This is a genomic window from Winogradskyella sp. PC D3.3 (assembly GCF_054366245.1).
Genome location: NZ_CM135962.1, coordinates 1,776,864 through 1,789,128, shown reverse-complemented (window position 1 = coordinate 1,789,128; position 12,265 = coordinate 1,776,864). Strand labels below are relative to the sequence as shown.

Annotated in this window: 8 protein-coding genes and 1 pseudogene; 1 reads left to right on the top strand and 8 read right to left on the bottom strand. The window is 34.0% G+C overall.

Annotated features, from left to right (window positions below; genetic code table 11):
* Positions 1–28 precede the first annotated feature (28 nt).
* Positions 29–1,939, bottom strand: a complete 1,911-nt coding sequence (locus tag ACXGSQ_RS07630) for an ABC-F family ATP-binding cassette domain-containing protein (RefSeq protein WP_458629018.1) — start codon at positions 1,937–1,939, stop codon at positions 29–31.
* Between the two features lie 112 nt (positions 1,940–2,051).
* Between ACXGSQ_RS07630 and ACXGSQ_RS07625 the strand changes: the two genes are divergently transcribed.
* Positions 2,052–2,459, top strand: a complete 408-nt coding sequence (locus ACXGSQ_RS07625) for a DUF983 domain-containing protein (RefSeq protein WP_458629017.1) — start codon at positions 2,052–2,054, stop codon at positions 2,457–2,459.
* On the opposite strand, the gene ACXGSQ_RS07620 is transcribed toward ACXGSQ_RS07625, so the two are convergent.
* From ACXGSQ_RS07620 to topA, 7 genes and pseudogenes are all read right to left on the bottom strand, one after another.
* A complete protein-coding gene (locus ACXGSQ_RS07620; RefSeq protein ID WP_458629016.1) occupies positions 2,460–3,503 on the bottom strand; it encodes an NAD(P)/FAD-dependent oxidoreductase in 1,044 nt (347 codons plus the stop codon).
* Between the two features lie 91 nt (positions 3,504–3,594).
* Complete coding sequence (gene porN / locus ACXGSQ_RS07615; protein WP_458629015.1) at positions 3,595–4,506, bottom strand: type IX secretion system ring subunit PorN/GldN; 912 nt, start codon at positions 4,504–4,506, stop codon at positions 3,595–3,597.
* Positions 4,507–4,572: 66 nt separating this feature from the next.
* Positions 4,573–6,146 (bottom strand): annotated as a pseudogene (gene porM, locus ACXGSQ_RS07610) (type IX secretion system motor protein PorM/GldM).
* 47 nt (positions 6,147–6,193) lie between these two features.
* Positions 6,194–6,829 carry a type IX secretion system motor protein PorL/GldL gene (gene porL, locus ACXGSQ_RS07605; protein WP_458629014.1) on the bottom strand — a complete coding sequence of 212 codons (636 nt, stop codon included), beginning with the start codon at positions 6,827–6,829 and terminating at the stop codon, positions 6,194–6,196.
* An 81-nt stretch (positions 6,830–6,910) separates the two neighbouring features.
* Positions 6,911–8,257: a T9SS ring complex lipoprotein PorK/GldK gene (porK, locus tag ACXGSQ_RS07600; RefSeq protein WP_458629338.1), complete on the bottom strand. Its 1,347-nt coding sequence runs from the start codon at positions 8,255–8,257 to the stop codon at positions 6,911–6,913.
* Between the two features lie 164 nt (positions 8,258–8,421).
* A complete protein-coding gene (locus ACXGSQ_RS07595) occupies positions 8,422–9,588 on the bottom strand; it encodes a formimidoylglutamase (protein ID WP_458629013.1) in 1,167 nt (388 codons plus the stop codon).
* Between the two features lie 6 nt (positions 9,589–9,594).
* Positions 9,595–12,138, bottom strand: coding sequence for a type I DNA topoisomerase (gene topA / locus ACXGSQ_RS07590; RefSeq protein ID WP_458629012.1), 2,544 nt, complete (start codon positions 12,136–12,138; stop codon positions 9,595–9,597).
* Positions 12,139–12,265 lie beyond the last annotated feature (127 nt).

Below are 12,265 nucleotides of genomic sequence, written 5' to 3'. Positions count from 1 at the left end.
AGTGAATGCGTTAAAGAAATCCTAATTATTAATCTGAAAGCGCATCTAGCTCAAAATGCACCTTTTCCCAATCACCCATTAACTTCTCTAATGCCTTTTTCTTAGATTGATAACCCTCAAAAAACATTGGATCTGAAGCTGTTTTATCATAGTCTGTCTCCAGTTTTAAATCATCAGCTTTAATGTCTTTTTCAAGTTGATTAATTTTAGACTCAATATTACTCAACTTGTTATTTAGAGATTTTAATTTCTTTTGATCTTCGTAGTTCTGCTTATTGCTTTCTTTTGGTTTATCTGCTATCACTGTTCTTTTTTCAGCTTCACGTAAATTTTCGAGATTACGTTGTTCTAAATAAAAATCAATATCGCCTAAATACTCCTTAATATTTTGATCCTTAAATTCGTAAACCGTATCGGTTAACCCTTTAAGAAAATCTCTATCGTGTGAGACTAATATTAAAGTACCTTCAAATCTCGTCAAAGCTTCCTTTAAAACATTTTTCGATTTAATATCTAAGTGGTTGGTAGGCTCATCCATAATAAGGACATTTAATGGCTGTAATAATAATTTCGCTAAAGCTAAACGGTTACGTTCACCACCAGAAAGAACTCTAACATACTTCTCTGCTTCCTCTCCTCTAAATAAAAAGGATCCTAAAATATCTCGAACTTTACTTCGATTCGTTTCATTAGCCGCGTCAATCATGGTATCTAAAACCGTTTTATTCCCGTCTAAATACTCGGCTTGATTTTGCGCGAAATAACCAATTTGAACATTATGTCCTAAAGTCAGTTTACCTTCGTGTTCTAATTCTCCAACAATAATTTTTGCTAAAGTTGATTTCCCTTGTCCGTTTTGCCCAACAAATGCGGTTTTAATATCACGTGGTACTGCTAAATTCACATTATGCAATACTTGTAAATCACCATATTTTTTAGAAACGTTTTCCATCTCTACCACAATTTTCCCTGGTGTAACTGAGACAGGAAAATTTAAAGACATCACGCTATTATCATCTTCATCGACCTCAATACGATCAATCTTATCTAATTTTTTAATTAGTGATTGCGCCATGGTCGCCTTAGAAGCTTTGGCTCTAAACTTTTCAATCAGTTTTTCGGTTTGCTGAATTTGTTTTTCCTGATTCTTCTGAGCCGCCAATTGTTGAATTTTCATTTCTTTACGCAACGCTAAAAATTGCGTGTATGGCTTGTTATAATCGTAAATACGCCCTAGCGAAATCTCAATTGTTCTGTTGGTTACATTATCTAAAAACATTTTATCGTGAGAGACAATGACTACAGCACCACTATAGCCTTTCAAAAAGTTCTCTAACCAAATGATAGACTCAATATCTAAGTGGTTAGTCGGCTCATCTAAAAGTAATAAATCGTTATTTTGAAGTAAAAGCTTAGCGAGCTCTATTCGCATTCTCCAACCACCAGAAAACGTATCTGTCAGTTTATTAAAATCTTCGCGTTTAAACCCTAAACCTTGAAGAATTTTCTCCGTTTCACCTTGATAATTGTAACCTCCCAAAATCTCATACTGATGCTGAATATCATTCAAATCAATCATTAATTGATGATACGATTCACTTTCGTAATCGGTGCGCTCTGCTAGCTGTGTATTAATTTCTTCAAGTTGAGCTTCACATTTCTTTATCTCTTTAAATGCTTCATAGGACTCTTCCAGAACCGTTTTACCTAAGTCGAAGTCGATATCTTGTTTTAAAAATCCGATTCTCATATCCTTATCTGCTGCGATTTGCCCAGAATCGGCTTCTTGTTCTTTTGATAAGATGCGAAGCATAGTAGATTTACCGGCGCCATTTTTACCAATTAAACCAATACGATCGCCAGGACCGAGTTTAAAAGTAATTTCTTCAAAAAGGTATTCTCCTTGAAATGATATAGAAAGATTATGAATATTTAGCATAAATTTTTTGAATAATACAATTGTGAATTTGCGTTACAATTGTTACAATGCTTCGATTATATTATTTTATCTTCGCATTGTCTTAGAAAACGCAAAAGTAAAGGTTTTAGTTATGATTAGAAAAGGAATGAAACTTTATAGTATTCTTTTTGGTGTCTGTCCAAAATGTCATCAAGAATCTATGTACGTTAATAAAAATCCATATGTACTTTCTGATATTATAAAAATGCGAGAAACGTGTTCGCATTGTAAAACGAAATACCAAATAGAACCGTCATTTTTCTATGGTTCCATGTATGTAAGTTATGCTGTTGGTATTGCCTTTGCTGTAGCTGCGTTTATTATTAGCTATAATATATTAGAATTCTCTTTAATGATATCTTTTATAGCGATTGTTGTTACACTAATTGTGTTTATGCCTATAATTATGCGTCTATCTCGTAATATCTGGATAAATCTATTTATGAGTTACGATAAAGAATTAGCAAAAAAATCGGCTAAGGCCACAAAAAAGGATTAATTACGCAAAGCGTTTTATATCGATAGCTTCATCTAGCTTATCGCCTTTTTCTATAAATCTAAATAATTTATCCGCCACATAAGGTGCTATCATTACACCTCTTGTTCCTAAACCATTTAGAACGTAAAGATTATTATGTTTAGGATGTTGCCCTACCAATGGTCGTCTATCCCTTACTGTAGGTCTTACTCCTGCAATGTGATTCACCACTTCGAAATCGCAATTAATAAATGTTTTTAACTTAGAAATCAACTCTGATTTAGCAGACTCTGTAGGCACATTAGATTTATCTTCATTATTATAGGTGGAACCGACATTGTACAAATCATTACCAAGTGGAATAATGAAAACAGAAGATTTAATCGCATAATCAATTTTTAAATCTGGTGCTTTAACCGTTAATATTTCTCCTTTAGAACCGGTTAAAGGAATAGTATTAAAATATGGATTCTGTTTCACCCCAAACCCTTCGGCAAATACAATTTGTTTGGCTTTTATATTTTTATAATGAACCACATCTTCTTCAAATTGAATTTGATCATAAATAAAAGATTCGGCTTTTAAACTTTGACGCTCTTTTAGCAACGACTTATAACTCGTAATAAGCGTTTCTGTATCTAATCGACCAGCATGTAACACTTCTCCAAAATCAAAAGGAGCATCTATTTCAGGATTGGCGTTTTTAATAAGTTGAAGTGATAAGTAAGCCTCTAATGACGGTTTATCCGATGCTGTAAACCACTTATTTTGTTCTTCTATTGATGTAAACCGTCTTAAAAGTTGAAGTTTATAATCGATTGTTACCTTTAACTCCTTTTCAATTTTAGCATACATTGGAAGCGCCAGGGCCAATTGTTCCTTAGCCATCCAAACTTCAGAAAAACGCTTTAAGATTACCGGATTATATAATCCAGCGGCAACGATAGAAGACTTCTGAGAATCATCGTTAAAGACAATAAACGTTTTGTGATTAGCTCTTAATTGCTCACAAAATGCAATACTAGCTAAACCACAACCTACAATAATATAATCGACTTCTTTCATATGGTGTTTAATGTGGCAAAAGTAAAAAAATGTTTGTCATAAAAAACGCCCACTTAAAAAGTGAGCGTTTTTATATTTTATGTTAAGTTAATTAGTAACTCCACATATCTTGTTCAAAGTTTCTAATCTTGTCTTTGATACGTTCTGATTCTAAAAGCTGCATTAATGCATTCTCTGCAACATACTCTTTTACTTCTCTATCACCATAAACATTTTCTTCTTTGTAAATTATTGCACTAAAACGTCTACTGTTTAATAAATGATCAAAAGATAATGGCACAGCACTATTCTTGTTATTAAACGCTTTAGCATCATGAAGAATATCTCTTATTTCTGGGAAAAACACCCAAAATAAACCGATAGGTTCTTTATTAGCTTCATCATCAGAATCAATAAAGTTTACATCTGGTGCTGCTGGTGCAATACCAAGAATACGATACTTTAATTCTCCTTGACGCTTATCAAAATACCAAAGTCCTTTTACTAAATAAGAATTAATATCCGCAGGACCAATTTCTCTACGAATCTTGTATTCTTCTGGCACTAAAGCCGTATCAGTAACACCTTCAGCATTCATCCAATCAATTCCTACATCAGTGATTCGCTCCATTACTAAAGCTGGTTCTAAATCCTCCATGGTACGTTCTTCTCTAAAATAGGAATCAGCATATACCTTAGGAATAGTTCCATCTTTGATATTTTGCAATAGTACCATGTATAATGATTTTCTATCATCTCCTAAATTATCATCAACAGGAAAGTACAACGGAAAATTAGCACGTTCATCTAAAACAATCTTTTCCCAAGTCATTTTAGAAAATAAGATATCTCTATCTCCGACATATCCATATTCTAAAGGCTTGTCGTTATCTAGAAGTAACTGGGCTTCAGTTTTCATACCAATTTCTTCTGGTATTTTTGCATTTAGGATGTTAGCTTGAGCAAACATAGAGTTTGCGGCTAAAACACCTAATCCTATACATAAAAAGCTTTTTAAATTCATCTTATTTTTTATTATAATTTGGGATTTTCTTTATGGCTAACGTTTAATATCGTATTCGATTATCGCTTAATTAGATACTTCAACCGTTACAGGAGATACACCTTTTAAATTATAGCTTGAATTCCCTTGAATCTTAGCTTTAATATTAAAAATTGTAACTATATCACCAGCACGAGCTCTACCAATAGCCGCTTTTGCTTGGCTATTCATTTTAGTACCAGCTACATTTACTGTTGGCTGACCAGGTACTTTAACTTGGAATGATGTTACATTGATTGGTAAATCAAATACAAAATCATCTAATTTAGCACCTACTGTACCTATTTCTAAGTTACGCTTAGGTAATCTTACCATACCATCCTGACCAGAGATTGTTCCAGTAGGCTTAGGAATATCTTTAATTCTAAACGTTTGCTGATCTGTTGCTCTTGTTCCATCGTCTAAAGTCGCAGATACATTAATTGTAACTTCTCTACCTGTACCAGGATTCATTACATATTTACCTGTACCTGATGCTTTCTTTAAACCAGCACCACTTGCAGAAACTTTATTATCTGGTACACCAGCAAAAGAAATTGTCATTGGGTTAGGAACACCACGATAAACAACGTTCATCTTATCAGCAGAAATTGTAGCAGAGTTTGGTCTAGGTACAACAACGTAGTTACCAACAATAGGAATATCTAAAGGTTTCCCATCTTCTAAAAGGTGAACTTACCTTCAATATTTTGTTCTCCTACATTACCAACAGTAAAATCTAAACGTGCAGCACCAGTAGAATCAATAGCGTTACTTAAGTCAATTTCCTGACCTTGCACCGTTAATTTTGTTGGCGTTACATTAGCATACTTTCCTAATACAACTTTACCTTGAAATTTCTCTCCTGCAAAGAACGCCGATTTATCAGCGATAACAATAGCTGTATAATTCTTTAATGATGTTGCATTACTTACTAAGTTACCAAGAAAACCATTATAAATATTAGTCTCGGTTGCCTTAACATCATTTTGCATTGCAGTTAACTTAGTGTAAGATGCAATCGCTGGAAATCCTTGAAAATGGTAATCTAACCAATTTTTCTTAGCACCTTCGCTATCAACGATAGGATCTAAATTAAAACGCTTTTCAAAACTACTAATTACGGGTTCCCATTTGCCTTCTTTAGGTAATACAGCTTTTATATCAGCTTTGTATTTTTCTATAGCAGCAATAATTTCATCACCTCTTTTTGTATAACGATCACCAGTAAACCAATGTTCATCAAGTTTATCACCCTTATCCATTTCTTCATAAGGTAATTCACCGTTTTCTTCTCTTTCGTAGCCACCTAATTTTACAATATCATTTTCTTTTACAGTTTCTAAGAACTTATAAAATTCTTCAGATATGGTATTTATTTGCTTCGCTTTATCATTGGCTTCCTTAAAATCCTCTGGTTTTTCGTCTGCTTGTGATTGCAACTGTGAAAGTATACCTTCATTTGAAGTAGCAGCTAATTCATTAGCGCTATCAAACTTTGTGTTCATTAATCCGAATGCAGATAATACTTCTTTTGACATGGTCATCGCAATCATTGCAATGAATACCAAATACATTAAGTTAATCATTTTTTGCCTTGCGGACTGTTTTCCTCCTGCCATTTCTAATTTAGTTTTTAAATGTTAATTAATTCGATTATAAAAACCAATTAGTTTTTGTTCATTGCAGATAACATACCACCATAAACACCATTTAAAGATGATAAGTTAGATGCTAAAGATTGCATTTGCTCTTTTAATTTAGTAGCGTTTTCAACTGCTTCTTCGTTAATTGCTGCTTGTCTGTTTGCACTATCAACTTGTAATTTATAAAGACTGTTTAAAGACTCCATCTGAGCCGCTGCTAATGACATTTCTTCACTATATTTCTTTTGAGCTGCCATAGAATCCACTGTTGGAGAGATACCTTTAGCCGCTCCTTCAAAGTTTTTAATGCTATCACCAAGGCTAGCCATAAGCGCACCATCAATTTTTGCCTCTTTTAATAAGTTATCTAATTTTTTAGATAACATACCTTCTGCATCCTTAGGCTCTTCTAAAGCTTTCTTTTTAGAACCTGAAGTTTGGCCACCTGCCAATTCAGGGTATACTAACGACCAATCTAAGTCATCTCCTTGTTTTTCAAATGCTGATATTGTAAATACAACTGCTTCAACAATCATACCTAGAGTAAGGATAAGGGATCCATAAGGCCAGTGTTGAATTTTGAATAACGCTCCAATAATTACAATTGCAGCTCCAAGTCCGTAGACCATATTCATCGTTGATAATTTCTTTTGTGCCATGATTTTTAATTTTTTGTTTTCAAATGAGCTTGGTTAATTAATACTCATTTAGGATTAATATTTAGTTAAAGTTAAGTTTAATTAGTTAGTTGCAGCGTTTTTAGTCACCTCAGTTCCCATGTAATCTTGAACCGTTCTAAATCCGATGTAGCTTCTTGCTGAATCTGCATATTCATAATCTCTAGAGCTCACTTGCAAGAAATAAGCAACATCTTTCCAAGAACCACCTCTAACGACTTTACGCTCATTATCAGGATCATTTACATTTGGATTAATTGATGACGCAAATTCATATGAAGTAGGGTCATAAGAACCATTTACCCATTCAGAAACGTTACCAGCCATATTATATAAGTTAAAATCGTTAGGATCATAAGAATCCGCTTCTACTGTATACAATGCTTGATCAGCAGCATAATCACCTCTTAAAGGTTTAAAGTTTGCCATAAAACATCCTCTGTCATTTTTAGTGTAAGGCCCACCCCAAGGGTAAGTTGCTCCTTGCAAACCACCACGAGCTGCATATTCCCATTCTGCCTCAGAAGGCAATCTATATTTATTTACAGGTTGTTTTCCTCTTTTCTTTCTATCTCCATTATGATATAATGTTCTCCATTGACAAAAAGCTTGTGCTTGTTTCCAAGACACACCTACTACAGGATAATCTCCATAAGCATCATGCCAGAAATAATCATTATGCATTGGCTCGTTATAAGAATAAGCAAAATCTCTAATCCAAGCTGTTGTATCTGGGTAAATCTCAACTTCTTGTTGTACCACAACTTCAGAACGTTTTAAACCTCTGTTTTTTGCAGCTTTTTGAATATCCATATAAGTATACTGAAACTTGAATTGTTTCACATCCCAAGTACGTTGACCATTATATGATTCTTCTAAAGGTAAATACATACCATCCATGACTTCAGCATATAATTCATCTGGATACTCATCTGTATCGAAGATTAACTTCACGTCACGATTAATTTTTCTCTGCTCATTACCATAGGTATTCACCATGTAACTTTCGTAAGCGTTTAGATCTTCTGGATTTGCATCTAAATAAGCAAATTCTCCAATATCTCCATTTCCTGGTGTTTTTCCCTCTAAGTCAGCCATCTCTGCTAATTTTAATCTTAGAGTAGAATCTCTCACCCATTCTACAAATTGACGATACTCGCTATTTGTAATTTCTGTTTCATCCATATAGAATGCACGAACAGTAGCTGTTCTTGTTGGTGCGTCTTGTACGCCAGCTAAATCATCATCTGACTTACCCATAATAAAAGCTCCACCAGGCACCAATGTCATTCCATAGGGCTTTTCTGGATGCCATTTCTTACCTTGTACACCTACCAATTGTCCTCGATCTCCAGAATTACAGCTGGCAACCATAACTAGTACTGCGGTTAGTAAAATAAACTTCTTAATATTCATAGTAACTCTAGGTTAAATTAGTCCTTATTATTTTTGAGGTCGTAAACATATTTATATATTTCCGAATAAACAACTTTTTTTATCTTTTTTTTACACTTTACCCGTAAAATAAGTATTTCATCGATAAAAAAAATGTTAAATATCGATGAATGGTTATTTCAAAAGCTATTCTTCCTGTAGGCTTTATACCAACGCTCTGGTATTTCACCCTGAGTAGCATGCACATAATCGGAATGCATGCAAGGTAATAACGTATGCTTTTTTAATTTATTATTAACATTTGGTAAAAATGGAATTTCAATCCACCAACGCCCTGTTTTTAGGCTCTTATAAAAAATCAATTCATCATTATCGACCAAAACATTATACTTTTGGCTCGTCTTTTCGTTATTAAAATCGTCATCTTTCACTCTGCAATTCACTCCTTCAATAAAATACCATATCATTTGTGCTATAAGCATTGACGTGGCATTATCATTTTTAGAACCTTGGTATTCATAAATTCCAAATGAAGATACCTTATTACTTATACCTGCATATCGACTAATGGCACAAATTTCTTTTCCAGAAAAACCGTTAGGCGAATACTTCTGGTTTTCACTAACTTCAGAAGCTCTTACAGATTTTAAATCTACCGATACAATGTGCGCATCTCTCATTAAAGGCTCTACCCTACTGATGTCTCCAGATATCTCACCTAAACGGTAGGCCTCAAAGTACAACTTTTCTATAAGATCTATTTCTTCTTGGGAGTTAAAATAAGTTTGATAGCCAATTGTTGTATAATTAAATAGATTGTAAGGCTCTTCTACAATTACTTTACCAACATAACTATTATTTTTAATAGGAAGATTAGCATCTCCTAAATCAAAATTACTATCAACACTTACCACATTCACCATAGGCATAAGTAAATCATAGGCCCGATAATTAGCATAAGTTAAATCTTGACTTCCTCCTAAGATAATAGGAATGATGTTTTTCTCCACTAACACGGTTATAGCCGTACGGATCGCAAAATAAGTATCCTCAACGGTTTCACCAGGCTCAATATCTCCAAGATCAGCTAATGTTGTATACCAGTTACCTGGAAATAACGTATAGAAGGTTTTACGAATAGAATCAAAATTTACTTGAGCTCCAATATAATTGACGTCATTTCGATTTTCTTGAACCCCAATAATCGCCATATCTACGTTTTCCAAATCTGGAATACCGTTTTGACGAGAATGTACCTTTATTTTTTTTCCTAATGCTTGTTGCGCTATTAGTTCATTATGAGCTAAAACCGCATCTGAGACAGGCGTAAGGAAATTAAAATTCATATCCAATTATTTCTTTTTAGTTGTCGTTTTCTTTTTTGTGGCCGTTTTCTTTGTTGCCGTTTTTTTAGTGGCTTTCTTTTTTGTAGCTTTCTTTTTAGGGGCATTTTTTTCGAGAATCTCTTGAGCTTTCTCCAAAGTCATTTTACTCACATCCACCGTTTTGGCCAACTCAACTTTTTGTTTGCCTTTTATAATGTTGTGTCTTCCCCATCTCGCCTTCTCTACTCTTATGCCTGCATCTTCCCAATTATGGATAACCTTATCGATCTCTTTTTGAATTTTTTCTTCAATCAACGTCACAATATCTTCTTCAGATAAATTATCCCAATCGTATTTTTTATTGACATTAATAAACATATTGTTCCATTTTATAAATGGCCCAAAACGCCCTTTACCTTTTGTAACTTCCAAATCCTTATACATATATATAGGAGCATCTGCTTTTTCTTTCTCCTTAATATATATTAATGCCTCTTCCATTTCAACACTTAATGGATCTACACCTTTTGGCAATGACACAAATTTATCACCAAATCTAACATAAGGTCCAAAACGTCCATTATTAACCTCAACCTCTTCATCTTTATATTGACCTAATGCTTTTGGAAGCTTAAATAAATCCATAGCCTCTTCATAAGTTATGGAGTTCAATTGCTGGTCTGGAGATAAGCTCGCAAACTTAGGCTTATCTTCATCATCCATTGTCCCTACTTGCACCATTGGCCCAAACTTACCTAAACGCACACTAACTTGGCGACCTGTTTTTGGATCTGTACCCAAAATACGCTCACCTGATTCGCGTTCAGCATTTTCTTGCACATCTTTAACTTGCGGATGAAAGCCTTTGTAGAAATCCTTCATCATTGCTCTCCAGTCTTCCTTACCTTCTGCAATATCATCAAAGCGATCTTCAACTTTTGCCGTAAAGTTGTAATCTAAAATACTTTCAAAATGATTAACTAAAAAGTCAGTAACAATCATACCTATATCTGTAGGCACTAACTTCCCTTTATTAGAACCTGTTTGTTCTGAAAGTATATTATTTTTTATAGTTTGATTTTCAAAGACCAATTGCTTATAGCTTCTCTCATCACCTTCATGTGTACCTTTTTCTACGTAGTTTCTATTTTGAATGGTAGAAATCGTTGGTGCATAAGTAGACGGACGACCAATCCCTAATTCTTCTAATTGTTTTACTAAAGACGCTTCAGTAAATCTTGCCGGTGGCCTTGTAAAACGTTCTGTTGCTGTAATATATTTATTTTGAAGAATTTCACCCACTTTTAAATCTGGTAAAATACCTTCTTGTTCAGTATCTTCATCATCAGTACCTTCTAAATAGACTTTTAAAAATCCTTCGAAAGTTATGATTTCACCGTTTGCTGTGAATTGTTCGTTAATCTTATTTTTAGAATTAATTTGAATTTTAAGATTGGTACGTTCTAATTTTGCATCACTCATTTGCGACGCAATAGCACGTTTCCATATTAAATCATATAATCTAGCTTGATCACGTTCGGCATTAACCGTATGATTTGAAAAATCTGTAGGTCTAATAGCTTCGTGAGCTTCTTGCGCTCCTTTAGATTTCCCTTTATAATTCTTAGGGTTACTAAATTCCGCACCATAGGCCGAAATAATTTCGTTCTCTGCTCCTTTTTTGGCTTCATCAGATAAATTAACACTATCTGTTCTCATATAAGTTATAAAACCTGCTTCATACAAACGCTGAGCATTTGTCATGGTTCTACTTACAGAAAACCCAAGTTTACGTGAAGCTTCTTGCTGAAGTGTTGAAGTTGTAAACGGTGCCGCTGGAGATTTCTTAGCGGGTTTCTTTTGTAAATCAGCAATCTCGTATGTGGCTCCTATATTATCATTAAGAAACTTTAAAGCTTCTTTTTCTGAATTAAAATTCTTAGGCAATTTTGCTTTGAAAGCATTTCCATCTTCATTGGTAAATTCTGCATCTACTCTATAAGACGCCGTAGCTTTAAAAGCCTGCACATCGCGTTCGCGTTCAACAATTAAACGTACTGAAACAGACTGTACTCTACCAGCAGATAAACCACCTTTAACCTTCCTCCATAATACTGGAGATAATTCATAACCTACAATACGATCTAAAACACGTCTTGCCTGTTGCGCATCTACTAAGTTGTAATCGATACTTCTTGGATTCTGAATAGCTTTTTGAATAGCGCTTTTTGTAATCTCATGGAATACAATACGTTTCGTCTTTTCTTTATCTAATTTTAAAGTTTCAGCTAAGTGCCAAGCAATGGCTTCTCCCTCGCGATCCTCATCACTAGCTAGCCAAACAATATCTGCTTTCTTTGCTAAATCTTTTAATTTTTTAACGACATCCTTCTTGTCTTTTGAAACCTGATATTTAGGCATAAAGTCTCCTTCAACATCTACTCCTAATTCTTTAGAAGGCAGATCTGCAATGTGTCCAAAACTGGACTCTACTTTATAATCTTTTCCTAAAAATTTTTCAATGGTTTTAGCCTTTGCAGGGGACTCAACAATAACGAGATTCTTTGACATTCTTAAAATTTTGCGTTTACAAATGTATATGAAAATTAAGATACAATCCTAATTTGGTCGTAAATACCATACATTTTATCGTGATTAAAAGTCTTCAAATAATAGAAAAAGCCCTACGAAATGTAAG